We start from the raw sequence: 23609 nt of genomic DNA on the forward strand, positions 1-23609 counted from the left end.
GGGGGAGTGGATCGATGTCCGACGCACTTGACCAATACGCAGCTGCGGCCGATGCGTTCAGCACCGCGCCGACGCTTGCCGAGATGCCCCGCCGCAGCCTTGCGGACAAGGGCATCGCTGGGCCTACGGCGGCGCATGTGATCGAAGAGATCCACACCCCCTTCAACCTCGCTTACGTCACCTTCACCACCGGATCGTCGGCGTTTCAGAACATCGTCGGCGTCGCCCACACCGAAATCGAAGCGCGGTGCGAGGCGACCCGGCGGGTGATGGCGGCGGTCGGGGCGAAACCGGGCGACCGGATGTTCGTCACTTATCCGCCGCTGGTCAACGTGTTCTCCAAAGAGGCGCTCGATCGCTGCGGCATCGAATGGTTCTTCCTCGAGCGTTCCAGCCGCGCCGCCTTCATCTCGGCGTTCTGCCGGCAGCGGCCGGACATCGTGCTCGGCGAATCCTCGTTCATTCGCGCCAGCCTGGCGGAAGCCAAGCAGCTCGGCCTCACGGCGGATCTTCCGGCGTCCTGCAAAATCGTCGTGGCTGGCACGCCGCTTGATCTCGATCTGCTGACCGAGGTCGCGGCGCAGGGGTACCGGGTCCACGACCTCTACGGTTGCCAGGAGTTCGGCTGGCTGACGCTGGACGGCAAGCCGATGCGGGACGATCTCACGCTGGTGCCGTCACCCGCCGGCGACGGTTTCCGCGAATTGGTGGTCGGCGGGCTGCCGATGGGCGACAGCTTCCCGGTGTCGGAGACCGGTCACGTCTGCGATCCCGCGGGCAAGATCATCACCTATCGCCGCCGCCGCACCTATCCGGAATACGAAGTAATCATCACCAAGACGCCAGCGTCTTCGCACGAGACGCTGGATCGCGCGGCCCGCACCATTCTGCGCATCAAGAGCCGGGTGGTGAAGATCGCGTCCGATCTGCAGACCTCGTGCGAAGCCACCGAACTGCGCCTGGTCCCCGGTCTCGGCAGCGCCGAGGCCATCGACCCCGCAGAACTACACATCACCGGGCCGGTGGCGACACAGGCCCTCGACGATCTGGTCCGCGCTCAGGTGGAAGTCCAGTCGACCTCCAAGACCGATCCGGCCTGGCATAAGAAACGCTGAGAGAGAATTACCCGGCGATAGGTATCGCCGGGGTCATGAGATGGCGCGATCGACCTCCCTGCGGAGGGATCGCGGCGGGAGTTAGAAGCGATGCTCGGGCTACGACACACCATGGTGGAATTCTCGGTCGAGGAACGTTTGCGTTCCGCCGAGACCGTGTGTGGCGGATTGCTCGCCCCGTTCCGCCAACCGGCGCTGCAAGAGCAGGTGCGCCGTGCCTTCGCGGCCGATGCCATTCCGGGCATCGTCTGCGGGCCGAAGGCGGCGTTGCCGCCGAACTACGTGCAGCTCGGCGTGTCGTTTCCGTTCCGCGCCGAGGATTCGCGGGTGCGGGCGCTGTTCGCGCTGCCGCCGGAGCGGATCGGCAAGACCCACTCGCCGTATGACGTGATGCGGCAGCTGCGCGACGATGCTTTCGAAGCCGCCGACGCGCTGAAGGCGTTGCGCGCGCTGTGCAGCGCGCACGGCGTCGAGGTCGGCCTGTTCGGCTCCGCGGCGCTGCAGGTGCTGACCGGGCTGCCTTATCTCGAACCGATCTCCGATGTCGACGCGGTGGTGCGTCCGACCAGTTACGCCAGGCTCGGCCGGGTTCACGCCGGCCTGGCCGACTTGCGGCTGCAGTATCAGCGCAAGTTCGACGTCGAAGTGACGCTGCCGAGCGGTCTCGGCATCAAGCTTAGTGAACTGATGTCGTCGACATCCACGGTTCTTGGCCGCGGCATCGACGGCGTTCGTCTCCTAGACAGGTCCGCGGTCGTTCACGCCCTGGATCAATCCGTATGCTCGTCCGTGTCGGACGGGTTCACAGCAAGCGAGGAAAGTTAAGATGGATCTCAAAGCAAAAATGCCGAGCAAAGTTGACTCGATCAGCGTCGCGGTCGGCGACGTGATCAAGGCGGGCACCCCGGTCGCCGTCCTGGAAGCGATGAAGATGAAGAGCCCGCTGGTCTGCCCGATCGACGGCACAGTGAAGTCGATTGCGGTTGCGGTCGGTGACCGGGTCAAGCCCGGCGCCCTGATCGCGGTCGTCGAATAAGCGAATTGCCCGGGGCTCCGGTTTACTCAGGCGTTAGCCGAACCTTGGGCAACTGAATTGCTGAACCCTATCCGACATGCACGAGATGGCTCGTGCGTGAACGCTGGAACCTAACCTGAGATAGCGTCCGACGGATTGGTAATCGGCTGCGCTCAGCGGGGAGTAATTAGAATGGTCATCTATGGTGTGATGGTCCTCGGACTGTGCATGTTCATCGGCACGTCGATCGGCCTCGGCCTCGGCATTGCGTTGGGCATCCCCGGGGATATTGGCGGCGTCGGCTTCGCCATGCTGTTGCTGGTGTTTGTGACGCCTTGGCTGAAAAGTAAGGGGTGGCTTCCGAAGCCCTCGCAAGACGGCATCATGTTCTGGAATGCGATGTACATCCCGGTCGTGATCGCGATGGCGGCGACGCAGAACGTCGCTTCGGCGATGTCCGGCGGCGCGATTGCTATCATCGCCGGCCTGCTGTCGGTCATCATCTGCTTCGTCCTGATCCGTCCGCTCTCGATTCTGGCGGGTTCGCGGACTTCGACATTCGGGGATGATGAAGACGCCGCGACGCTTGCGCCGACCTCCGCATCCAAGCCCATCAAAGCCTGATCAGGGAGAGTGACATGACTTCTTTTCTTAATGACCTGATCGGCCCGCGTCAGCTGATCTTCGCCTTCGTCGTCGTCGGTCTGTTGACCTGGCTGTGCTACGCGTTCTCCAAGCACATCACCAAGAACCGTATCCACGGTTCGGCAGTTGCGATCATCATCGGTTTGGCGCTGGCCTATTACGGCGGCGTCACCACGGGTGGCAAGAAGGGTATCGCCGACATTTCGATGTTCGCCGGCTTCGCCCTGATGGGCGGCGCCATGCTGCGCGACTTCTGCATCGTGTCGACCGCCTATGGCGTGCGGCTTGAGGAACTGAAGAAGGCCGGTGTAGGCGGCGTGTTGGCGTTGGTGATCGGCACCGTACTGGCGTTCATCGTCGGCGTTGGGACCGCCTATGCGTTCGGTTACCGTGATACGGTTTCGCTCACCACCATTGGTGCCGGCGCCGTGACCTTCATCGTCGGTCCGGTCACCGGTTCGGCGCTGCACGCGACCTCGGATGTGATCGCGTTGTCGGTCGCCGCCGGCGTGGTGAAATCGATCGCCGTGATGATCCTGACGCCGTTCTTGGCCAAGCCGTTCGGCCTGACCAATCCGGCGGCTGCCATGGTCTATGGCGGTCTGATGGGCACCACCAGCGGCACCGCCGCGGGTCTTGCCGCGACCGACGTTCGCCTGGTGCCTTATGGCGCATTGACCGCGACGTTCTACACCGGCTTCGGCTGTCTGGTATGTCCGTCGGTGCTCTATCTCGGTATGAAGGCTATCTTCGGTTGATATGATCGAATCGGCGACCGGCCGCGGCAGCCATACCTGCCGCGGCCGGTCGACGAGGATGCAACCTCGGCGTGATGCGCCGATCCCTTGAGAGGCCGCCATGACGCTCCGATCGATCTTGGCCCGCGGTATCGGCAAAACCTCGGCGCCTGTCGTGCCGGCGCGGTTGGCTGCGGAGCAGGCCACACAGCGGATCGCTTTCGATCAGGTGTCGCTGACCCGCGAGAATCGCGGCGTCCTGAACAACATTCATTTTTCCGCCGACGAGGCTCGGATCGGCATCCTCGGCGTCAATGGCTCGGGTAAGTCGACGCTGCTGCGTCTGATGATCGGCCTGGTCACCCCGTCGGGCGGGACCGTCACCGTCGATGGCCTCAACCCGCGGCGCGACGCCGTCACCGTGCGCAACCGCACCGGCTTTATGTTTCAAACCCCCGACAACCAGATCGTCTGCCCGATCGTCGAGGAAGATCTGGCGTTCGGTCTGAAGGCGAGGGGGCTGACGCCCGACGGCATCGCTGCGCGGATCGAAGCCAGCCTGGTCCGCCTCGGCATCGCCGGTCTGGCGAAACGCCGCGTCCATGAACTCTCCGGCGGCGAACGCCAATTGGTGGCGCTGGCCGGCGTGCTGACCCGGGCGCCGACCACCATCCTGTTCGACGAGCCGACCTCGCAGCTCGACCTCGCCAACCGCAACCGGTTTCAGCGGCTGCTCGCCGGCATGTCGGAGCAGGCGATCGTGGCGACCCATGACCTCGAACTGGTCGAGGATTTCGATCGCGTGCTGGTGATCGATGGCGGCCGCCTCGTCGTCGATGCGTTGCCGGCCGAAGCCGTCGCGCGCTATCGGGAGTTGTGCCAATGACCGCAGCCGGGCCGCGCTGGATCGCCTCCGCGCCGCTCGCCGGCGTTCCGGTGGGCTGGAAGCTGACGGTGCTGGCCGCGCTCGGCGCGGGGCTGGCGTTTGTCGAGCGGCCATGGCTGCTCGCCGCCGCTTTCGGACTTTCGCTTTGTGCGCTGCTGGCGACCGGTCTCGGACCGCGGCAGCTGTGGCGCGGGCTGAAGGGCCCCGTTGTCATCGTGGCGTGCATCGCGCTGCTGGAAGGCTGGCAACACGGCATGGTTTCCGCAGCCGTCGTCACGCTGCGGCTCGTCACTCTGATCTGTTTTGCTCATGCGGTGACCTCCAGCACGTCGGTGTTGGCGATGACGGCCGTGATCGAGTCCGCGCTGCGGCCGCTGGAGCGGATCGGGCTGCTCGATGCCGAGCGCGCCGGCCTGACGCTGACGCTGGCGATCCGCTTCGTGCCGCTGATCGTCGACGAGATCGCCGCAATCCGCGAAGCCCAGGCGATGCGCGGACTGGATCGCTCGATCGTCGCGCTCGCGGTGCCGCTGGTGGTGAGAATCATCCTGCGGGCGCAGGATCTCGCCGATGCCATCGACTTGCGCGGTCCGCCGCCGCGCTCGGGCGGCGGAGCGACCGCCGGTGCAGTCGTCACCCCGGAATCGCCCGACGGCTTCGCGCCGGCGCATCCCGGCTCCGGCGGCGATCAGCTGCGCGCCAGCGCCGCGGTTCCGTACGGCGCTCGGTTGTCGGATGCAAACCTTGGTAACGGAGATTGGTAACGATGACACCGCAATCCACCATCGCCTTGGGAACGCGCGACCTCGCGCTCATCGGCCTCAGCGCCGGCTTGATCGTTGCGCTCGGCGCGGTGCCGCCGATCGTGGTCGGCATTCTGCCGGTGCCGATTACGTTGCAGTCGTTCGGCGTCATGTTGGCCGGCCTGATGTTCGGCCCGAAGCGCGGCGCTTTGGCCTGCCTCACCGTGCTCGCATTGGTTGCCGTCGGCCTGCCGGTGCTGTCCGGCGGGCGCGGTGGATTGGCCGTATTCGCGGGTCCTTCCGCCGGTTACTTGCTGGCATGGATGCCCGCTGCCTACATCATCGGCTTTTTGGCGACACGCGCCGAAGCCTTGCAGCGTCCTCTGGCCCGCTCCGCCGCCTACCTGTTCGTGACCGTGCTCGGCGGCGTCATCGTGCTCAACCTTGGCGGCGTTCTCTGGCTGGCGGCGGTGAGCCATATCAGCGTGACCACGGTGATCGCCGGCTCATTGGTGTTCATGCCGGGTGACCTGATCAAGGCCGTACTCGCCGTGTTGGTGGTCCGGCGGGTGGAAGCCTTGCTGACGTTGCCGCGCGTCTGACATCCCGCGCGACGCCCGTCGCAGTAAAAATTGCATCGAACTGCGTGCATCTACGGGGTTCACCCGCCTTGGACGCAATCTCGACTGAACCCGCCGGAACCGATTCTCAACACTTCGTCTGTATGAGGGGATGTGATAGATCAACGCGCTGAATCGGGCTCAGCGCCGCCGTCGTTTCCTCGCCGGTTGTATCTATGCGCTGGCATCCGTTTGACGGCCTCGCGACATCACGACCGGTTTCCTCAACGCAAGGAACAGCACTGGTGCAATTGGAACTGACTGCCAGCAGGATTGGCAAAGTGGCCATCATGTTGGCGATGACCTCGAATGAAGAGGAAGCAGGATTCAAGGAGAAGATCGCGGCCGAGACCAACTACAAGCTCTCGGTGATGTGGGTCAGCGGGCGGAAAACCGAAATCAACAAGACCTTCCCGCGCGCGATCCTGAACGCCGCCCTGCGGAATCAAACCGTCGAGAATAGACCCGGCGCGACCCACGCGCTGATTCATGCCGGACTTGAGGCGCTGAACGGCCTGGTGCCAAGCGTCCCCGGCGACAGCAGCCTGAAGGTGAAGGTCGTCATCCTTGCCGACGCGCATTGGGTGGTCGTCGCGGCCTACGGCGAATCCGCGTTCCTGCCGGAGACCAACCACGAGCGCGTTGGCCTCGGCGTGATGCACCTCTAGGGCATTTTCGGTTAGGATAGATGCTGTTCAAGAGTCCCGGGCCGTCATTCCGGGGCACGAGCAGCTTCTTTGCGAGTGAGCCCGGAATCCATAACCACCGCAGGGACTATGCATTCCTGACTTGCTCGTTCTTCGAACTCGCAATCCGGAATGACGACAACATTTTGGTTGGACGATTCAATCCTAACCGAAAAGTCTCAAGATCGGGAGGCTGCATCCGCCGGTTCTCCTTCGTCACCGTTTGCCGGCGTTTTCGCCAGCCATGACGCAAAGCGGGGCGGAGCTTTCAGCCCGCCAGCCGCTTTGGTTTGGCGCTCAGCGGATAGACGCCGCTCGGTGCCGATTGTCGCTTCAGGCGGCTGTCGTAGGAGAATCGGTCGGCCGGATGAATGCTCCGGCTGACGATGAAGACCCGGTCCTTGGCGTCGAGATAGCGACGGGTAATTTCCAGCGCATGGGCACCCTGCTTCGCCTCCAGCGCCGTGACCAGCCGCTTCGGTACGCCGATGGCGGTGATGGTCTGGTGAATTTCGGCGGTGGGGTGGCCGGCGAAGTCCTCGATCAGCGTGCTGATCAGCCCGGGATAATCGGCGACGCGCTGACGCACGATCGCCGCGAACATCGGCGCGACGTAGACGTCGGTCCAGCACAGCGGCGGCGATGATGCGATCGGCGAGGAGCGCAGGCTCGACACCCGCAGCCACGCTTCGCCCGGTGCACAGTCCAGCAACGTCGCGAGCTTGCTATCGGCGATCTCGGTTGCGATCTCCTGCACATGCCGGTCGGTTTGCGCGCCGTATTGCGCAACATCTTCGATCGTCGCCAGGGTCTGGTTGTAACTTCCGGGACCGCGCAGCGGCCGCACGGATTCGACGCGGGTGCCGGCGTTGCGCCGCCGCGAAATCATCCCGGCCTGCTGCAATTCGCCAAGCGCGGCGCGCACCGTCGAGCGGCTGACCCCGAGTTGTTCTGCCAAGTCGACTTCGTTCGGCATCACCGTGCCAACCGGATATTCGCCGCCGACGATCCGTTGCGTCAACAAATTCGCGACGATGGCCCAGCGCGTTCGCAAATCCCTGCTCCCTGCAGCGAAAGGTTGTCCGGCCCACACCCTACCCAAGGCCCCCGCGAAGGGCCAACAATAAGTTCGAACCTATCGTTGACATAAGGTCTCATCTGAGGAATAGGTACGAACCAATAGGCGCGACCAGCGCCACCCCAGGGCAGGATCGAGAACGCTTCAATGCCGAGTACCGTCACCGAATCGTTGATTTTCCGCGACATGTTCGGCACCGCCGCGATGCGGTCGGTGTTCTCGGACGAGGCGCTGGTGCGCCGCTATCTCGAGGTCGAGGTAGCTCTGGCCCGCGCTGAAGCCGCCAGCGGCGTGGTCCCGGCCGATGCCGCGGAGGCCATCGCGGCGGCCGCCGCCACCATGACCATCGATTTCGATCGGCTGCGCGACCAGACCGAAATCACCGGCTATCCGATTCTGGCGATCGTGCATCAATTGTCGGAAGCGGCGGGCGAAGCCGGCGGCTTCGTGCATTGGGGCGCCACCACCCAGGACATCATGGACACCGCGACCGTGCTACAGGTGCGCGCCGCGCTCGACCTGGTGGGCGCCGATCTCGTAGCGCTCCGCGACATTCTTGCGGCGCTGGCGTTGAAGCATCGCGACACCCCGATGGCCGGCCGCACCCATCTGCAGCAGGCGCTGCCGATCACCTTCGGCTACAAGGTCGCGGTCTGGCTATCGATGATCGAACGTCACATCGAGCGGCTCGCGCAGATGCGGCCGCGGGTGCTGCTCGGGCAATTCGCCGGCGCCGCCGGCACGCTCGCCTCGCTCGGCGCCGACGGGCTTAAAGTGCAAGCCGCGCTGTGCGACCTGTTGGGGCTGGCGCAGCCGTCGGCGACCTGGCATGTTGCGCGCGACGGCCTCGCCGAAGTAGTGTCGTTCCTCGGGCTGGTCACCGGCAGCCTCGGCAAGATCGGCACCGACGTGATGTTGCTGATGGCGACCGAATTCGCCGAACTGGCGGAGCCGTTCGTCAAGGGCCGCGGCGCCTCCTCGACCATGCCGCAGAAGCGCAACCCGATTTCCTCCGAACTGATGCTCGCCGCGGCGAAGACCGTTCGTCAGCACGTAGCATTGATGCTCGACGGCATGGTGCAGGATCTGGAGCGCGCCACCGGCCCCTGGCATGTCGAGTGGATCGCGATACCCGAGAGCTTCATCCTGACCGGCGGCGCGCTGGCGCAAGCCAAGTACATGCTGGATGGGCTGATCGTCGATGCCGAGCGGATGCGCCACAATCTCGCGATGAGCGGCGGTCTGATCGTCGCCGAAGCGGTGATGATGGCTGCGGCGCCGAAGCTCGGCCGCCAGGTTGCGCACGACGTGGTCTATGACGCATGCCGCGTCGCGCTGACCGAAAAGCGGACGCTGGCCGACGTGCTGATCGACGTGCCGGAGATCGTCGATGCGCTCGGCGACGCCGAGGCGATCCGCCATCATTGCGATCCGGCGAACTATCTCGGCCTCGCGCCGCAGATGGTCGATCGCATGCTGAGCCTGCTGCCGGCCGGCCAGGCGGGGGCGCGCTGATGTCGGCGCCTGCGGCGGCTCCGCTGGAGACTTATCTCGCGCATCTGGCACGCGGCGAACTGGCGTTTCAGCGCGCGCCCGACGGCACGGCGGTGTTCTTTCCGCGGCTGGTGGCGCCGCGCTCCGGCGCGACCGATCTGCAATGGCAAATCTCCGCCGGGCTCGGCACGGTCTATTCGGCCACCACGCTGCATCCCAAGGGCGAGCCCGCATATAATGTGTCGCTGATCGACGTCGACGAGGGGTTTCGCCTGATGAGCCGTGTCGAAGGCGTCGATCCCGCCGCGGTGAAGATCGGCATGCGGGTGCGGGTGCGGATCACCCATGATGCCGCCGGCACGCCGCTGCCGGTGTTCGATGCACTCAATGCGGAGCAGAACTCATGACGACGCGGACGCGTGGCCATGCGGCCGTCGTCGGCGTGGCCGAATCCGATCTCGGCATCGTCGGACCGCACATGACGCCGGTCGATCTGATGGCGCAGGCGACGATGCGCGCGCTCGACGACTGCGGCCTCAAGCTCAGCGACGTCGACGCGGTGTTCGCCGCCAGCGCGCAGGTGCGGTTCGGGCCGATGATGCTCTGCGAGTATCTCGGGCTCAATCCGCGCACCATCGACGGCACCCAGATCGGCGGCTCCTCGTTCATGTCGCATCTGGCGCATGCGGTGGCGGTGATCGAGCTCGGGCTGTGCGAAGTGGCGCTGATCGCCTATGGCAGCACGCAGCGCTCGGTGTCGCGCGCCGCCGCGTCGCCGACCGATATCAATCCTTACGAGGCGCCGTTTCGGCCGGTGATGCCGGCGAGCGCCTACGCGCTGGCCGCCGCCCGACACATGTATCAGTTCGGCACCACGCGCGAGCAGCTCGCCGACGTCGCGGTCGCGGCGCGGCAATGGGCGCTGCTCAATCCGAAGGCCTGGGAGAAAGAACCGCTCAGCCGCGAGCAGGTGCTGGGCGCGCGGATGCTGTCGGACCCGCTCACCGTGCGCGACTGTTGCCTGGTGCTCGACGGCGGCGGCGCCATGATCGTGACTTCGGCGGCGACCGCGCGCGATTGCCGCAAACTGCCGATCCATGTGCTCGGCACCGGCGAAGCCATCGGCCACGGCTCGATCTCCGGCATGGCCGACCTCACCACCACGGCCGCCGCGGTCTCCGGGCCGCGCGCCTTTGCGGCGGCGGGCTTAGCGCCGGCCGACATCGACGTCGCGCTGCTATACGACGCCTTCACCATCACGCCGATCCTGTTTCTCGAGGATCTCGGCTTCTGCGCCAAGGGCGAGGGCGGTTCTTTCGTGCAGGACGGTGGCATCGCGCCGGGCGGTCGCCTCGCCGTCAACACCAATGGCGGCGGGCTGTCCTACTGCCATCCCGGCATGTACGGCCTGTTGGCGATGATCGAATGCGTCCGGCAGCTGCGCGGCGAATGCGGCGCCAGGCAGCTCGCCAAGCACAACGTCGCACTGGCGCACGGCAATGGCGGGGTGCTGTCCAGCCAATGCACCGCGATCTTCGGCACACCGGCGGCGCTGTAGCGCCCGCCGCGTTCAAGACCACGACCAACAAACAATATCAACAAAAGGGAGCGGACATGGAGACGATCAAACAACCAGGGGCGACGGATGCGCCGGCATCCGAGGCGGCCGGACATGTCTATCGCAAGATCACGCTCCGCCTGATTCCCTTTCTGTTTGCTTGCTACGTGCTGAACTACATCGACCGCGTCAACATCAGTTTCGCCAGCCTGCAGTTCCGCCAGGATCTCGGCATCAGCGCCGCGGCCTACGGCTTCGGCGTCGGCATCTTCTTCGTCGGCTACATCCTGTTCGAGATCCCGAGCAATCTGCTGATGCAGCGGATCGGGGCGCGCCGCACCATGATGCGCATCATGGTGCTGTGGGGCCTGGTCTCGATCTCGACGATGTTCGTCACCTCGGCGACGCAGTTCTATGTGGTGCGCGCGCTGCTCGGCATCGCCGAGGCCGGGTTCTTTCCCGGCGTGGTGTTCTATCTGACGCTGTGGTTTCCCTCGGCGATGCGCGGCCGGATCATGGCGATGTTCGTGCTGGCGATCGCGGTGTCGGGCGTGATCGGCGGCCCGGTGTCCGGACTGATCATGAGCCAGATGGCGGATTTCGCCGGGCTCAAGGGTTGGCAGTGGCTGTTCCTGATCGAAGGCATTCCGCCGGTGCTGGTCGGCATCATGGCTTACTTCTATCTCGACGACGGCCCGGAGCACGCCAAATGGCTGAACGCTGAGGAGAAGCGCTTCGTCATCGGCAATCTGGCCATCGAAGCGGCCTCCCGCGAGAGCAGCAAGCACGGCACCTTCTGGACCGCGGTCCGCGATCCAAGGCTTTATGCCGCTGCGATCGCCTGGTTCACCGTGGCGTGGTGCGGCTCGGTGATCAATTACTTCTCGCCGACCATCATCCGCAACTCCGGCGTGTCGGATACGCTGATGGTCGGTTTGCTGTCCGCGATTCCCTATGCGGTCGGCGCGCTCGGCATGGTGCTGATCAACCGGCATTCCGACCTCAAGCTGGAGCGGCGCTGGCACTATGCGTGCAGCGTGTTCCTGGCGGCGGCCGCGATTGCGCTGTTGCCCTCGGTGGCGCAGAATTGGAAACTGGCGATCGCCCTGCTCGCGGTGCTGTCGGTCGGCTATCTCGGATCGGTGGCGCTGTTCTGGTCGATCCCGACCGCCTATCTGTCGAAGAAGGCGTCGGCCGGCAGCATCGCGCTGATCAGCAGCATCGGGCAATGCGGCGGCCTCACCGCGCCGAACATCATCGGCTGGACCCAGCAGGCCACCGGCGACTTCGCGCTCGGCTTCTACATCATTGCCGTCGGCATGGTCACCGGCACCGTCATCATGCTGCTCGGCCTGCCGGCCCGCTTGTTGCACGAACGCTATATCGGCCACGCACCGGCCGAACGCAGCCCCGGCGCATCGCACGTCGGACATTTCCCACCGGCGGGTCCCGCCAAGCCCTCGACCGAGGCCGCGACATGATCAACAAGATAGCTTCGTCCCTGGCCGACGCCGTCGCGCCGATCAGCGATGGCGCCTCGGTGATGATCACCGGCTTCGGTGATTCCGGCCTGCCGCGCGAACTGATCGACGCGTTGATCGCCCACGGCGCGGGTGATCTCACGATCATCAGCAACAATGCCGGCACCGAACGCGTCGGTCTGGCGCGTCTGCTCGAACTCGGGCGGGTGCGCAAGATCGTCTGCTCCTATCCGAAATCGTCGGGCTCGGTGGTGTTCACGGAGTTGTACCGCGCCGGCCGCATCGAGCTGGAGTTGGTGCCGCAGGGCACCTTGCTGGAGCGGATGCGCGCCGCTGGCGCCGGGCTCGGGCCGTTCTTCACCCCGACCGGCTACGGCACCACGATCGCCGACGGCAAGGAGCAGCGCGTGGTCGACGGCAAGGGCTATCTGCTGGAGCAGCCGCTGGCGGCCGACTTCGCGCTGGTGAAGGCCTATCACGCCGATCGCTGGGGCAATCTCACCTATCGGCTCGCGGCGCGCGGCTTTGGGCCGGTGATGTGCATGGCCGCCAAGACCACGATCGCCCAGGTCGACGACATCGTCCCGTTGGGAACCATCCCGCCGGAATCCGTGGTCACCCCCGGAATCTTCGTCAGTCGCGTCGTACGGAAGGATGCTTGAGATGGCCGCAGCCAAGAAACTGAGCCGCGATCGCGTCGCGCAGCTGACGGCGCAGGACATCGCCCCCGGCAGCTACATCAATATCGGCCTCGGCATCCCGACGCTGGTGCCGAAATATCTCGACCCGAAGAAAGAGGTGGTGCTGCACAGCGAGAACGGCATTCTCGGCCTCGAAGGCCTGCAGCCCGGCCTGCCCGGCGACGACGATCTGATCAACGCCAGCAAGCAGCACGTGCAGCTGATCCTGGGTGCCTCGATCGTCGATCAGTCGCTGTCGTTCGCGATGATGCGCGGCGGCCATCTCGACGCCACCATTTTGGGCGCGTTCCAGGTGGCGATGAACGGCGATATCGCCAGCTGGTCGACCGGCGCCAAGGACGACATTCCGGGCATCGGCGGCGCGATGGATCTGGTGGCGGGCTCCCGCCGCGTCATCGTGGTGATGGAGCATCTGGCGCGGGACGGTGCGCCCAAGTTGATGAAGGCGTGTAGTTACCCGCTGACCGGGCTTGGCGTCGTCACCAACATCTACACCGATATGGCGATCATCGATGTCGATCCGTCGCGCGGCTTCATCGTCCGCGGCATCGCCGAGGGGCTGACCCGCGACGAATTGCAGGCGGCCACCGACGCGCCGCTGATCTATGCCGACGACGTGGCCGTGCTCACCGAGCACGCATAGCGTGTGAGGCCTACGAGCCTCGCTGAAAAAGCGATCGACGGATCGGGCAAAATAGCTCGGGCAGGATGACGATTCGAAGAGACGGCATCGTGCCACGAGTCGCGGGAAACCGTCGCGCTGCTGTACTCTAGGTTGGTGGTGGTCGCGTCGGGCCGCTCGTCGGCGCCCCCGCTGGTGCCGTTCAGCCCGCCGCTCAAAGCCAGCAGACCGCCGTTCGGCGAGGCATTCTGCCGTTCGCCGGAACCGCGGTTCGGGCCGCAATGTCCTGCGCTAGGTTCGATCAACGCAGTCGCAAGCAGCGAGATCGAACCCATGGCCTATACGTCGCAACTCGTCCTGGTGATCAATTGCGGATCCTCGTCGCTCAAATTCGCGGTGATTCCCGCGCTCGGCGGCGCGCCGCTGGCGAGCGGTTTGGCGGAATGTCTCGGGCTTGCCGAGGCGAGGCTGGTGATCAAGTCCGGCGAGACCAAGACCAGCAATTCGCTGCACGGCGGCGCCCATGACGCGGCGCTGGCGGCGATCCTGCGTTATCTCGACGAGCAAAGCCTGCTCGATCGCATCGTCGTGGTCGGGCATCGCGTCGTGCACGGCGGCGAGCGCTTCACCGCGTCCGCTTTGGTGACGCCGGAAGTTCTCGCCGACATCGAGGCGGTGTCGGCGCTGGCGCCGCTGCACGGCCCGGCCAATCTGCTCGGCATCCGCGCCTGCTCGCAAGGGTTGCCGTCGGTGCCGCAGGTGGTGGTGTTCGACACCGCGTTCCATCAGACCATGCCGTGCGCGGCATTCACCTACGCGATCCCGCAGCACCTCTATCGCGACTTCGGCGTGCGGCGTTACGGCTTCCACGGCACCTCGCATCGCTACGTCGCCCGCCAGGCGGTCGAGCTGCTGCGGCTCGATCCGCAGGATCATGGCATCGTCATCGCGCATCTCGGCAACGGCGCCTCGGCGACCGCGGTCAGCAACGGCGAGAGCGTCGACACCACCATGGGGATGACCCCGATCGAGGGCCTGGTGATGGGCACCCGCTGCGGCGACATCGACTTCGGCGCGGTGGCGCATATCGCCCGCACCGCGCGGCTGAGCCTCGACGAGGTCGACGCCATGCTCAATAAAGAAAGCGGGCTGCTCGGCATTTCCGAACTGTCGAGCGACTGCCGCACGCTGGAGCAGGCCGCCAAATCCGGCCACGCCGGCGCCATCCTGGCGCTCGACGTGTTCGTGCACCGGCTGGCGCGCCACATCGGCGGGCTCGCCGCCTCGCTGGATAATTTCGACGCCTTGGTGTTCACCGGCGGCATCGGCGAGAACTCGGCGCTGATCCGCGCCAAGACCATCGAGAGCCTGCGGGTGTTCGGCTTCACGCTGAACCGCGAGGCCAATGAGCGGATGTTCGGCGGCCGTTCCGGCCGGATCAGCCGCAGCCGGCGGCCGACCGCCGTGGTCATTCCCACCGATGAAGAAGGCCTGATCGCCAACGACGCCGCGACCCTGGTCGGGATTTTTCCCGCGACCGGCGTTGCCGCGCAGTCCCACGACCTTCACTTCGCCTGATCGCTCAGGCGCCCAGCACTGTCGCTCGTCGATCGATCACCGGATGACTGCCATGAACACGCTCCCCCGCCATCGCACCTTCTATCTCGTTCCGGTGTCCCGCGACGCGGGGCTCACCTCCGTGATGCTGGGTCTGGTCAGGGCCCTGCAACTCACCGGCGTGCGGGTCGGCGTGGTCAAGCCGGTCGCGCAGCCCGAGGCGCATGCCGGCGATCTCGATCTCGCGCCGCATTTTGCCCGCACTCTGTGCGGCGTCGCCGCGCCGGATCCGATCGCGTTCGACCACGCCGCCGAGATGGTGCGCTCCGGCCAGCTCGGCGGGCTGATGGAAGAAGTGGTGTCGATGGTGGAAACCGTGCGCGCCGATTGCGACGTGGTGATCGTCGAGGGGCTGATCCCCGACGTCGATTTCCAGATCGCCACGCGGCTCAACATCGAGATCATCCGCTCGCTCGGCGCCGATCTCATTCCGGTGTTGGCCGGCGGCGCGCACAGTGCGGCGGCGCTGGCCGCGAAGGCCGCCGCCGCCGCCGAGCAATATGGCGACGACGGCCGCCGGCCGATCGCGGGCCTGTTGATCAACCGCTGCGCCGATGCCGCGGCGGCGACGGCGTTGTCCGCGCTCGGCGCGCTGACGCTGAAGGGCTCGGCGACGCCGGTGCGGATTCTCGCCGCGGTGCCGAGCGCCGCGCATCTGCGGGCGCCGCGGCTGATCGACATCGCCGAGGATCTTGGGCTGAGCATCCTCAACCGCGGCGACATCGAGAGCTCGCGGGTGCAGACCGTGGTGGTCGCCGCGCGCTCGGCGGAGAAGCTGCTCGGCGATCTGCGGCCCGGAACCCTGGTGGTGACGCCGGCCGATCGCAGCGACGCCATCCTCGCAACAGCGTTAGTCGCGCAACGCGGCATGCCACTGGCCGGCTTCGTGTTCACCTGCGGCGGACGGCCGGCGCCCGAGGTCGCGGCGGTGCTGGCGGCGGCGCCGCTCGATCGGCTGGCGCTGCTCTGCACCGAGGATGATACGTTCATCACCGCCTCGAAGCTCGCCAACCTGTCGGCGCACGTCAACCGCGCCGATGCCGACCGCATGGAGCGGGTGATCTCGTTCATCGCCGAGCAGGTCGACACCGCGCCGTTGGCGGATCGTCTCAACCTGCCGGTCGACGGCTTGATGCCGCCGCCGGTGTTCCGGCATCGCCTGGTCGAGCGCGCGCGTGCGGCGAGCCGCCGCATCGTGCTGCCCGAGGGCGAAGAGCCGCGCACCATCCGCGCCGCCGCGATCTGCGCCGAGAAGCGCATCGCCCGCTGCGTGCTGCTGGGCGCGCCGGACCGCATCCGCGAGGTTGCCGCGGCGCACGGCATCGACCTGCCGGACGACATCGAGATCGTCGACGCCGAGCAGCAGCGCAGCCGCTACGTCGCGCCGCTGGTGGAGCGGCGCAAGGCCAAGGGCCTCACCAAGCTGCAGGCCGAGATCATGCTGGAAGATGCCGTGGTGCTCGGCACCATGATGTTGGCGGAAGACGACGTCGACGGGCTGGTGTCCGGCGCCATTCACACCACCGCCTCGACGGTGCGTCCGGCGCTGCAGCTGATCAAGACCGCGCCGGGCTCCAGCATCGTCTCCAGCGTGTTCTTCATGCTGATGCCGGATCAGGTGCTGGTCTATGGCGATTGCGCGATCAACCCGGATCCGACCGCCGACGAACTCGCCGAGATCGCGATCCAGTCCGCCGACTCCGCCGCGGCGTTCGGCATCGAGCCGCGGGTGGCGATGATCTCGTATTCGACCGGCGCGTCCGGCGCCGGCGAAGACGTCGACAAGGTGCGCCGCGCCACCGACAAGGTGCGGGCGCTGCGCCCGGATCTGATCGTCGACGGCCCGATCCAATACGACGCCGCCACGGTGGAAAGCGTCGGCCGGCAGAAGGCGCCGGGCGGCCCGCTCGACGGCCGCGCCAACGTCTTCATCTTCCCCGACCTCAACACCGGCAACACCACCTACAAGGCGGTGCAGCGCTCGGCCAACGTCATCTCGGTCGGCCCGATGCTGCAGGGCCTGCGCAAGCCGGTCAACGACCTGTCGCGCGGCGCGCTGGTCGACGACATCGTCTACACCATCGCGCTCACCGCGATCCAAGCCGCCGCCCGCGACGCCGACAACCGGCCGGCCGCCGCGCAGGCTGCCGAGTGAGCAAGCCCAGGCACTTTCAACAGCTGCCCGCGGCGTGCGCGACGACGAGACAAAGACTTTCCCGACATTTCATCCAGAGAGGTCACATCATGAACATCCAAGTGCAGAACCCGATCGGCGAAGCGTTCGACGCAATCCCGAGCGATCCGTGGCGTGATTTCGAAACCGGCAACTGGACCCGCGAGATCGACGTTCGTGATTTCATCCAGAAGAACGTCACGCCGTGGGTGGGGGATGCGTCGTTCCTGGTGCCGGCGACCGCGCGCACTCAGGCGCTGTGGGCCAAGCTGAAGGATCTGTTGCAGCTCGAGCGCGACCACGGCGGCGTGCTCGACGTCGACAGCAAGACGTTCTCCTCGATCGTGGCGCATGGCGCGGGCTACATCGACCGCGAGCTCGAACAGATCGTCGGCCTGCAGACCGACGCGCCGTTGAAGCGCGCGATCATGCCGTTCGGCGGCTGGCGCATGGTGAAGAACGGGCTCGAAGCCTACGGCCTCAAAGCCGATCCGAGCTTCGAGAAGATCTTCCCCGGCATCCGCAAGACCCATAACGACGCGGTGTTCGACGTCTATTCGCCCGACGCGGTGAAGTGCCGCAAGTCCGGCATCATCACCGGGCTGCCCGACGCCTACGGCCGCGGCCGCATCATCGGCGACTATCGCCGCGTCGCGCTGTACGGCGTGGCCCGGCTGATCGAGGACAAGAAGGCGCAAGCCGCCAGCCTCGAACTCGACTCGCTCGACGACGCCGTGCTGCGGCAGCGCGAGGAGATCGCCGAGCAGATCCGCGCGTTGAAGGAACTGGTGGTGATGGCGAAGGCCTACGGCTTCGACCTCGCCAAGCCGGCGCTGAACGCCCGCGAGGCGATCCAGTGGACCTATTTCGCCTATCTCGCCGCGGTGAAGGAATCCAATGGCGCCGCGATGTCGCTCGGCCGGGTGTCGAACTTCATCGACATCTACGTCGAGCGCGACATCGCCGAAGGCGTGCTCGACGAAGCCACCGCCCAGGAGCTGGTCGATCACTTCGTCATGAAGCTGCGCATCGTGCGCTTCCTGCGCACCCCGGAATACGACGCGCTGTTCTCCGGCGATCCGACCTGGGTCACCGAATCGATCGGCGGCATGGGGCTGGACGGCCGCGCGCTGGTGACCAAGTCGAGCTTCCGCTTCCTGCACACGCTGGAGACGCTCGGCCCGGCGCCGGAGCCCAACCTCACCGTGCTGTGGTCGGACTACCTGCCGCAGGGCTTCAAGGACTACTGCGCGCTGACCTCGATCCGCACCTCGTCGATCCAGTACGAGAACGACGATCTGATGCGGGCCTATTGGGGCGACGATTACGGCATTGCCTGCTGCGTCTCCGCGATGCGGATCGGCAAGCAGATGCAGTTCTTCGGCGCCCGCGCCAACCTCGCCAAGACCATGCTGTACGCCATCAACGGCGGCCGCGACGAACTGTCCGGCGAACAGATCGGCCCGACCTTGTCGCCGGTGACCGGCGACGTGCTCGACTATGATGATGTGAAAGCCAAGCTCGGCCCGATGATGGACTGGCTCGCCAAGACCTATATCGGCGCGCTCAACGCCATCCACTACTGCCACGACAAGTACATGTACGAGCGGATCGAGATGGCGCTGCACGACCGCGACATCCTGCGCACCATGGCCTGCGGCATCGCCGGTCTGTCGGTGGCCGCCGACAGCCTGTCGGCGATCAAGCACGCCAAGGTCAAGGTGATCCGCGACGCCCGCGGGCTTGCCACCGACTTCGCGATCGAAGGCGAGTATCCGGCGTTCGGCAACAATGACGACCGCGTCGACGAGATCGCGATCTGGCTGGTCAAGGAGTTCATGGAGCGGCTGCGCAAGCAGAAGACCTATCGCAACTCGGTCGCCACCATGTCGGTTTTGACCATCACTTCCAACGTGGTGTACGGCAAGAAGACCGGCAACACCCCGGACGGCCGCAAGGCCGGTGAGCCGTTCGCGCCGGGCGCCAACCCGATGCATCGCCGCGACGTCAAGGGCGCGGTGGCCTCGATGGCTTCGGTGGCGAAACTGCCCTACGCGCATTCGCAGGACGGCATCTCCTACACCTTCACCATCGTGCCCTCGGCGCTGGGGGCCGGCGAAGCCGACCGCGTCGACAATCTGACCGGCCTGCTCGACGGTTACTTCGCGCAAGGCGGCCACCACATCAACGTCAACGTGTTCGACCGCGAGACGCTGCTGCACGCGATGGATCATCCCGAGCTCTATCCGCAGCTCACCATCCGGGTCTCCGGCTACGCGGTGAACTTCACCAAACTGACGCGCGAGCAGCAGCTCGACGTCATCTCTCGGACCTTCCATAGTGTACACTGACCAGGCCAACGCCGGTTACGCCACCGCGGCGCGCAAACCTTCGGGTTTGCGCGCCGTGCGTCCGGCCATCTCGGGCTGGGTGCATTCCACCGAGATCGGCGGCGCCGTCGACGGTCCCGGGATTCGCTACGTGCTGTTCCTGGCGGGTTGCCTGCTGCGCTGCCAGTACTGCCACAATCCCGATTCCTGGCACATGCATCACGGCAAGCCGAGCAATTCGCGCGACGTGCTGCGCGACATCGCCGCCTACACCAAGTTCCTGATGCACGCCCATGGCGGCGTGACGCTGAGCGGCGGCGAGCCGTTGGTGCAGCCGGACTTCACCCACGCCATCCTGCGCGGCTGCAAGGAGATGGGGCTGCACACCGCGCTCGACACCGCGGGCTTTCTCGGCGCCCACGCCGATGACTATCTGTTGGCCGACGTCGATCTGGTGTTGCTCGACATCAAGGCGTTCAGCGAGGCGACTTACCAAAACCTCACCGGGGTCGCGCTGGAGCCGACGCTGGTGTTCGCCCGCCGGCTCGCGGCGATGCAGAAGCCGGTCTGGCTGCGCTACGTGCTGGTGCCCGGCCTCACCGACAAATTCGACGAGATCGAAGGCTTAGCTTGCTTCGCGCGCGACCTCGGCAATGTCGAACGTGTCGACGTGCTGCCGTTCCACAACATGGGCGCGTTCAAATGGGCCGACGTCGGCACGCCGTATCGGCTGGCCGACACCCCGCCGCCGTCCCCCGAGCTGCTCGAACGCACCCGTGAGCTGTTCCGCAGCAAGGGCCTGGTGGCGACGTAAGGGTTTTGGGCGGGCAGGGCCGCCGCGCATCGCGACGTCGAAGATGCCGGCAACGAGAGCCGTGACGACCTTGCTGATCGACGCCCGCCACGACGGATTTTGACGGCTGGAGAAGCCGCCTGGTTGAGAGAGTGACATGGAGAAATAAGATGTCGGCTTATGACGTGATCAGCACTGATGTTTCGTTTGTGCCGCGGACGGCAGCTCCGCCCGCGGTGGCGCGCAAGGAGGTCGTCGTCGGACCGAGCGCCTCGGAATTCGACTTTCTGGCCACCGCCGCCGAGGAGGCCGAACGCGCGCAGCGCGCGGCGGCGGAGCGGATGGCGGGCGAAGCGCGGCGCGCGCTGGTCACCGCGCTACAGCAGAAGGCGCTCGACCAGGCGAGTTGGGACGCCTTGATCGCGCGCGCCCGCCAGGCGGCCCAGCGCGGCGCGCGAGAATTGCTGTTGATCCGGTTTCCGTCGGAGCTGTGCAGCGACCGCGGACGCGCGATCAATGCGATGGATCCGAGCTGGCCGGAAACCTTGATCGGCGAGGCCGCCGACGTGTTCGAACGCTGGCAGCGCGAATTGAAACCGCAGGGGTTCGGCCTGACCGCCCAGATCCTCGACTTCCCCGGCGGCTTTCCCGGCGATGCCGGTCTGACCCTGAAATGGGGACGTTGAGCGCGCGCGCTCGCGCCGGGTGAAGCTTGCGTGCCGACCAAAGCGATAGGCGAACTCGAAGCGCTTGCCTTCCGCAGCAAGCCCGCGTCAACCGATGCCGAGCTTCTCCTTGAGCACGGAGAGAAACCGTCGGCTGACCGGCACCGAGCGGCCGGCCAGCGTCAAGATATGTCCGAGCCCACCTTCCTCGAAACGCAGCTCCTTGATGCGGTCGAGGTTCACCAGATACTGCCGGTGACATTGGAACATGCTGGTGCGTTCCTCCAGGGTGCGTAGCGACAGCTCGGTGAAGCGCTCCTTGCCGTCCTCGCCGACCACGAACACGCCGCTGGCCCGCGACGCCACATATTCGACGTCCTCCACCCGCAACAGCGAAATCCTATTCTGTCCGGCGCAGGGGATCTGTCGCAACGGATGGGCGCTCTTCAGCGAACCGACGTCCTGCGGGGCGCGGTCGCGCTGCAGCCGTTGCAGAGTCTTGCCCAGCCGCAGCGGATCGACCGGCTTCAGCAGGTAGTCGAAAGCGTTCTCTTCGAAGGCCTGCACCGCGTAGTCGTCATGCGCAGTGAGAAACACGATGCGCGGGGCATGCGCCGGATCGAGCATGGCGAGCATTTCCAACCCGCTGATGCGCGGCATCTGGATGTCGAGGAACACCACCTCGGGCTGCAGCCGGTTGATCGCGGCGATCGCCTCCACCGCGTTGCCGGCCTCGCCGACGATGTCGATGTCGCCGGCCTCGTTCAGCAGCACACGCAGTTCGCCGAGAGCCGGCGGCTCGTCGTCGACGATCAATGCCCGTATCATGCCGCCACCAATTGCATGGGCACCCGCATGGTGACGCGCGTCCTGATTTCAGGCTCACAGCTGACGTCGAGGCCGTAGCCGTCGCCGTAGCGGTTGCGGATCCGCCGGTCCACCAGGTTCATGCCCAACCCGTCGCCGTGTTCATGGTTGCCGTACAATCCGGCATTGTCTTCCACCGACAACAGCAACACTCCCTCGACCTCCTTGGCCACGATCCGCACCACGCCCCCTTCGAGCATATGCGCGATGCCGTGCTTGATGGCGTTCTCCACGATCAACTGCAGCGAGAAAGCCGGAAGGGCGACGCTACGCAGAGCCTCGGGCACGTCGAATTCCACCGAGAGGCGGTCGGCAAAACGGGCAAGTTCGATCTGCAGATAGGCGTTCACGTGATCGATTTCGTCGCCCAGCGTCGCTTCCTCGGTGGGGCGCTTGAGGTTCTTGCGAAAGAAAGTCGACAGGTGCAGCACCAGCTCGCGGGCCCGCTCGGGATCCGTGCGGATGATCGACGACAGCACGTTCAGCGTGTTGAACAGGAAGTGCGGGTTGATCTGCGCGTGCAACAGCTTGATCTCGGAGCGCGCCAACAGCTGCTTCTTCTCATCGTAGCGGCCGGCCAGAATCTGGGTGGAGAACAGCCGCGCCAGCCCCTCGCCGAGCGTGCGATTGATCTTGGAGAACAGCTTGTTGCGCGGCTCGTAGAGCTTGATGGTGCCGATCACTTGTTCGTCCTCGCCGAGCAACGGGATCACCAGCGTCGCGCCGAGCGGGCAGGTCGGGCTGAGCGAACAGTGATAATCGGTTTCGTTGCCGTCGGCGTACACCACCTGGTTGTGGTCGATGGCTTCCAGGGTTTGCTCGGATGCGATCGGCGTGCCCGGCAGATGGTGGTCGTCGCCGATCCCGATGAAGGCCAGGATTTTGTCGCGATCGGTGATCGACACCGCACCGACCCCGGTTTCCTCGTAGATGATGCGGGAAATCAGCTTGGTGGTGTCCTCATTGAAGCCGTTGCGCAGAATGCCCTCGGCGCGCGCCGCGATCTTCAAAGCCTTGGCCGAGAACACGCTGGACTGCCGTTCAAGCAGCATCCGTCGTTCCTGCAGGATGCGCATGAAAAACCCGGCGCCGAGGGTGTTGGCGATCCACATCGGCAGCGCGACATGGTCCACCACCGACCAGGCGACCTCGAACGGCCGGGTGATCAGCAGGATGATCGCCATCTGCATCACTTCGGCAACAAAGGTCACCAGCGCCACCCGCCAGGGGTCGAACAGCCGGTCGAATTGCTGGCGTCCGACATAGTGGCGGTGCACCAGGCCGCCGATCAGCCCTTCGGAAATGGTGGAAATCGCGCAGGCGACGTCGGTGGGGCCGCCCAGCGTGTAGCGGTGCAGGCCGCCGGTCAGCCCGACCGCCAGCCCGACCGACGGCCCGCCGAACAGGCCGCCGAGAACGGCGCCGATCGCCCGCGTGTTGGCGATGGAATCGTCGAACTGCAGGCCGAAATAGGTGCCCAAAATGCAGAACATCGAGAAGACGACATACGCCGCGGCTTTGTGCGAAGGGCGAACAGTGACGTTCATCAGCGGAATGAACAGCGGCGTGCGGCTGAGCAGGTAGGCGATGACGAGATAGACGCAGGTCTGTTGCAGCAGCTGCAACGTCATGGTCAGGCGATCCAGCGTCATGGATAGGCGTTCGATCAACACGAAAGGCAGCATGGCGGGGTTCCTGAGCGTTGCCGCACGATAGTTCGGTCCGACCGGTTCTGCCACTCCGTAAGGCACCGCGTCCGCCGTCGCCGTCGCCGCTCAGCGCC

The 23609-nt window shown here is 65.8% G+C and carries 24 protein-coding genes; 20 read left to right on the forward strand and 4 right to left on the reverse strand.

The window, feature by feature from the left end; translation table 11 throughout:
- The first annotated feature begins 14 nt into the window (after nt 1-14).
- From RPC_RS05345 to RPC_RS05385, 9 genes are all read left to right on the forward strand, one after another.
- Complete coding sequence (locus tag RPC_RS05345) at nt 15-1115, forward strand: AMP-binding protein (protein ID WP_011471530.1); 1101 nt, start codon at nt 15-17, stop codon at nt 1113-1115.
- Nucleotides 1116-1205: 90 nt separating this feature from the next.
- Nucleotides 1206-1940, forward strand: coding sequence for a malonate decarboxylase holo-[acyl-carrier-protein] synthase (gene mdcG / locus RPC_RS05350; RefSeq protein WP_011471531.1), 735 nt, complete (start codon nt 1206-1208; stop codon nt 1938-1940).
- A 19-nt stretch (nt 1941-1959) separates the two neighbouring features.
- Nucleotides 1960-2151, forward strand: coding sequence for a biotin/lipoyl-containing protein (locus RPC_RS05355; protein WP_415914799.1), 192 nt, complete (start codon nt 1960-1962; stop codon nt 2149-2151).
- Nucleotides 2152-2322: 171 nt separating this feature from the next.
- The gene (madL, locus tag RPC_RS05360) at nt 2323-2754 is read left to right on the forward strand and encodes a malonate transporter subunit MadL (RefSeq protein WP_011471533.1); all 432 of its coding nucleotides are present in this window, start codon (nt 2323-2325) and stop codon (nt 2752-2754) included.
- Between the two features lie 14 nt (nt 2755-2768).
- Complete coding sequence (madM, locus tag RPC_RS05365; protein ID WP_011471534.1) at nt 2769-3533, forward strand: malonate transporter subunit MadM; 765 nt, start codon at nt 2769-2771, stop codon at nt 3531-3533.
- Between the two features lie 100 nt (nt 3534-3633).
- Nucleotides 3634-4398 (forward strand): energy-coupling factor ABC transporter ATP-binding protein, encoded by a 765-nt coding sequence (locus RPC_RS05370; protein ID WP_011471535.1) that lies wholly within the window; start codon nt 3634-3636, stop codon nt 4396-4398.
- On the forward strand, nt 4395-5162 hold the full coding sequence (locus tag RPC_RS05375; protein WP_011471536.1) for an energy-coupling factor transporter transmembrane component T family protein: 768 nt from the start codon (nt 4395-4397) through the stop codon (nt 5160-5162). Before RPC_RS05370 ends, RPC_RS05375 begins: the two co-directional genes overlap by 4 nt.
- A 2-nt stretch (nt 5163-5164) precedes the next feature.
- The gene (locus tag RPC_RS05380; protein ID WP_011471537.1) at nt 5165-5743 is read left to right on the forward strand and encodes a biotin transporter BioY; all 579 of its coding nucleotides are present in this window, start codon (nt 5165-5167) and stop codon (nt 5741-5743) included.
- 263 nt (nt 5744-6006) lie between these two features.
- Nucleotides 6007-6429: a HutP family protein gene (locus RPC_RS05385; RefSeq protein ID WP_415914800.1), complete on the forward strand. Its 423-nt coding sequence runs from the start codon at nt 6007-6009 to the stop codon at nt 6427-6429.
- 286 nt (nt 6430-6715) lie between these two features.
- On the opposite strand, the gene RPC_RS05390 is transcribed toward RPC_RS05385, so the two are convergent.
- Nucleotides 6716-7501 (reverse strand): GntR family transcriptional regulator, encoded by a 786-nt coding sequence (locus tag RPC_RS05390; RefSeq protein ID WP_049766065.1) that lies wholly within the window; start codon nt 7499-7501, stop codon nt 6716-6718.
- A gap of 171 nt (nt 7502-7672) precedes the next feature.
- On the opposite strand from RPC_RS05390, the gene pcaB reads away from it, so the two are divergent.
- From pcaB to RPC_RS05420, 6 genes are read left to right on the forward strand one after another with little or no spacing between them, the layout of a single operon-like run.
- The gene (gene pcaB / locus RPC_RS05395; RefSeq protein WP_011471541.1) at nt 7673-9040 is read left to right on the forward strand and encodes a 3-carboxy-cis,cis-muconate cycloisomerase; all 1368 of its coding nucleotides are present in this window, start codon (nt 7673-7675) and stop codon (nt 9038-9040) included.
- Complete coding sequence (locus tag RPC_RS05400; RefSeq protein WP_011471542.1) at nt 9040-9426, forward strand: Zn-ribbon domain-containing OB-fold protein; 387 nt, start codon at nt 9040-9042, stop codon at nt 9424-9426. Before pcaB ends, RPC_RS05400 begins: the two co-directional genes overlap by 1 nt.
- Entirely contained in the window at nt 9423-10577 is a 1155-nt protein-coding gene (locus tag RPC_RS05405; protein ID WP_011471543.1) for an acetyl-CoA acetyltransferase, read from the forward strand. Before RPC_RS05400 ends, RPC_RS05405 begins: the two co-directional genes overlap by 4 nt.
- Before the next feature lie 56 nt (nt 10578-10633).
- Nucleotides 10634-12058 carry an MFS transporter gene (locus tag RPC_RS05410; RefSeq protein WP_011471544.1) on the forward strand — a complete coding sequence of 475 codons (1425 nt, stop codon included), beginning with the start codon at nt 10634-10636 and terminating at the stop codon, nt 12056-12058.
- Nucleotides 12058-12720, forward strand: a complete 663-nt coding sequence (locus RPC_RS05415) for a 3-oxoacid CoA-transferase subunit A (protein ID WP_208855651.1) — start codon at nt 12058-12060, stop codon at nt 12718-12720. The genes RPC_RS05410 and RPC_RS05415 overlap by 1 nt, the downstream gene beginning before the upstream one ends.
- Before the next feature lies 1 nt (nt 12721).
- Nucleotides 12722-13402: a 3-oxoacid CoA-transferase subunit B gene (locus RPC_RS05420; RefSeq protein ID WP_011471546.1), complete on the forward strand. Its 681-nt coding sequence runs from the start codon at nt 12722-12724 to the stop codon at nt 13400-13402.
- On the opposite strand, the gene RPC_RS26430 is transcribed toward RPC_RS05420, so the two are convergent.
- Nucleotides 13363-13716: a hypothetical protein gene (locus RPC_RS26430; protein WP_167532054.1), complete on the reverse strand. Its 354-nt coding sequence runs from the start codon at nt 13714-13716 to the stop codon at nt 13363-13365. The genes RPC_RS05420 and RPC_RS26430 overlap by 40 nt on opposite strands.
- Here RPC_RS26430 and RPC_RS05425 point away from each other — a divergent pair.
- The 5 genes from RPC_RS05425 (at nt 13715) to RPC_RS05445 (ending at nt 20980) form a co-directional block, all read left to right on the forward strand.
- A complete protein-coding gene (locus RPC_RS05425) occupies nt 13715-14959 on the forward strand; it encodes an acetate/propionate family kinase (protein WP_011471547.1) in 1245 nt (414 codons plus the stop codon). The two genes, RPC_RS26430 and RPC_RS05425, sit on opposite strands and share 2 nt — an antisense overlap.
- A 52-nt stretch (nt 14960-15011) precedes the next feature.
- Nucleotides 15012-17153, forward strand: a complete 2142-nt coding sequence (pta, locus tag RPC_RS05430) for a phosphate acetyltransferase (RefSeq protein WP_041801433.1) — start codon at nt 15012-15014, stop codon at nt 17151-17153.
- An 89-nt stretch (nt 17154-17242) separates the two neighbouring features.
- Nucleotides 17243-19522, forward strand: coding sequence for a formate C-acetyltransferase (gene pflB / locus RPC_RS05435; protein WP_011471549.1), 2280 nt, complete (start codon nt 17243-17245; stop codon nt 19520-19522).
- Nucleotides 19512-20315, forward strand: a complete 804-nt coding sequence (gene pflA, locus RPC_RS05440) for a pyruvate formate-lyase-activating protein (RefSeq protein WP_011471550.1) — start codon at nt 19512-19514, stop codon at nt 20313-20315. The genes pflB and pflA overlap by 11 nt, the downstream gene beginning before the upstream one ends.
- 149 nt (nt 20316-20464) lie before the next feature.
- Complete coding sequence (locus tag RPC_RS05445; protein ID WP_011471551.1) at nt 20465-20980, forward strand: hypothetical protein; 516 nt, start codon at nt 20465-20467, stop codon at nt 20978-20980.
- A gap of 87 nt (nt 20981-21067) precedes the next feature.
- On the opposite strand, the gene btsR is transcribed toward RPC_RS05445, so the two are convergent.
- Both btsR and RPC_RS05455 read right to left on the reverse strand, forming a co-directional pair.
- Entirely contained in the window at nt 21068-21787 is a 720-nt protein-coding gene (gene btsR, locus RPC_RS05450; RefSeq protein ID WP_011471552.1) for a two-component system response regulator BtsR, read from the reverse strand.
- Nucleotides 21784-23511: a LytS/YhcK type 5TM receptor domain-containing protein gene (locus RPC_RS05455; RefSeq protein ID WP_011471553.1), complete on the reverse strand. Its 1728-nt coding sequence runs from the start codon at nt 23509-23511 to the stop codon at nt 21784-21786. Before RPC_RS05455 ends, btsR begins: the two co-directional genes overlap by 4 nt.
- Nucleotides 23512-23609 lie beyond the last annotated feature (98 nt).

The organism is Rhodopseudomonas palustris BisB18 (assembly GCF_000013745.1).
In the GTDB taxonomy this organism is placed as follows: domain Bacteria; phylum Pseudomonadota; class Alphaproteobacteria; order Rhizobiales; family Xanthobacteraceae; genus Rhodopseudomonas_A; species Rhodopseudomonas_A palustris_F.

Excerpts from the sequence above, each read along its gene's own strand:
- RPC_RS05345 (WP_011471530.1), top strand. The coding sequence starts at position 15 with ATGTCCGACGCACTTGACCAATACGCAGCTGCGGCCGATGCGTTCAGC.
- mdcG (WP_011471531.1), top strand. The coding sequence starts at position 1,206 with ATGCTCGGGCTACGACACACCATGGTGGAATTCTCGGTCGAGGAACGT.
- RPC_RS05355 (WP_415914799.1), top strand. The coding sequence starts at position 1,960 with ATGCCGAGCAAAGTTGACTCGATCAGCGTCGCGGTCGGCGACGTGATC.
- madL (WP_011471533.1), top strand. The coding sequence starts at position 2,323 with ATGGTCATCTATGGTGTGATGGTCCTCGGACTGTGCATGTTCATCGGC.
- madM (WP_011471534.1), top strand. The coding sequence starts at position 2,769 with ATGACTTCTTTTCTTAATGACCTGATCGGCCCGCGTCAGCTGATCTTC.
- RPC_RS05370 (WP_011471535.1), top strand. The coding sequence starts at position 3,634 with ATGACGCTCCGATCGATCTTGGCCCGCGGTATCGGCAAAACCTCGGCG.
- RPC_RS05375 (WP_011471536.1), top strand. The coding sequence starts at position 4,395 with ATGACCGCAGCCGGGCCGCGCTGGATCGCCTCCGCGCCGCTCGCCGGC.
- RPC_RS05380 (WP_011471537.1), top strand. The coding sequence starts at position 5,165 with ATGACACCGCAATCCACCATCGCCTTGGGAACGCGCGACCTCGCGCTC.
- pcaB (WP_011471541.1), top strand. The coding sequence starts at position 7,673 with ATGCCGAGTACCGTCACCGAATCGTTGATTTTCCGCGACATGTTCGGC.
- RPC_RS05400 (WP_011471542.1), top strand. The coding sequence starts at position 9,040 with ATGTCGGCGCCTGCGGCGGCTCCGCTGGAGACTTATCTCGCGCATCTG.
- RPC_RS05405 (WP_011471543.1), top strand. The coding sequence starts at position 9,423 with ATGACGACGCGGACGCGTGGCCATGCGGCCGTCGTCGGCGTGGCCGAA.
- RPC_RS05410 (WP_011471544.1), top strand. The coding sequence starts at position 10,634 with ATGGAGACGATCAAACAACCAGGGGCGACGGATGCGCCGGCATCCGAG.
- RPC_RS05420 (WP_011471546.1), top strand. The coding sequence starts at position 12,722 with ATGGCCGCAGCCAAGAAACTGAGCCGCGATCGCGTCGCGCAGCTGACG.
- RPC_RS05425 (WP_011471547.1), top strand. The coding sequence starts at position 13,715 with ATGGCCTATACGTCGCAACTCGTCCTGGTGATCAATTGCGGATCCTCG.
- RPC_RS26430 (WP_167532054.1), bottom strand. The coding sequence starts at position 13,716 with ATGGGTTCGATCTCGCTGCTTGCGACTGCGTTGATCGAACCTAGCGCA.
- pta (WP_041801433.1), top strand. The coding sequence starts at position 15,012 with ATGAACACGCTCCCCCGCCATCGCACCTTCTATCTCGTTCCGGTGTCC.
- pflB (WP_011471549.1), top strand. The coding sequence starts at position 17,243 with ATGAACATCCAAGTGCAGAACCCGATCGGCGAAGCGTTCGACGCAATC.
- RPC_RS05445 (WP_011471551.1), top strand. The coding sequence starts at position 20,465 with ATGTCGGCTTATGACGTGATCAGCACTGATGTTTCGTTTGTGCCGCGG.
- btsR (WP_011471552.1), bottom strand. The coding sequence starts at position 21,787 with ATGATACGGGCATTGATCGTCGACGACGAGCCGCCGGCTCTCGGCGAA.
- RPC_RS05455 (WP_011471553.1), bottom strand. The coding sequence starts at position 23,511 with ATGCTGCCTTTCGTGTTGATCGAACGCCTATCCATGACGCTGGATCGC.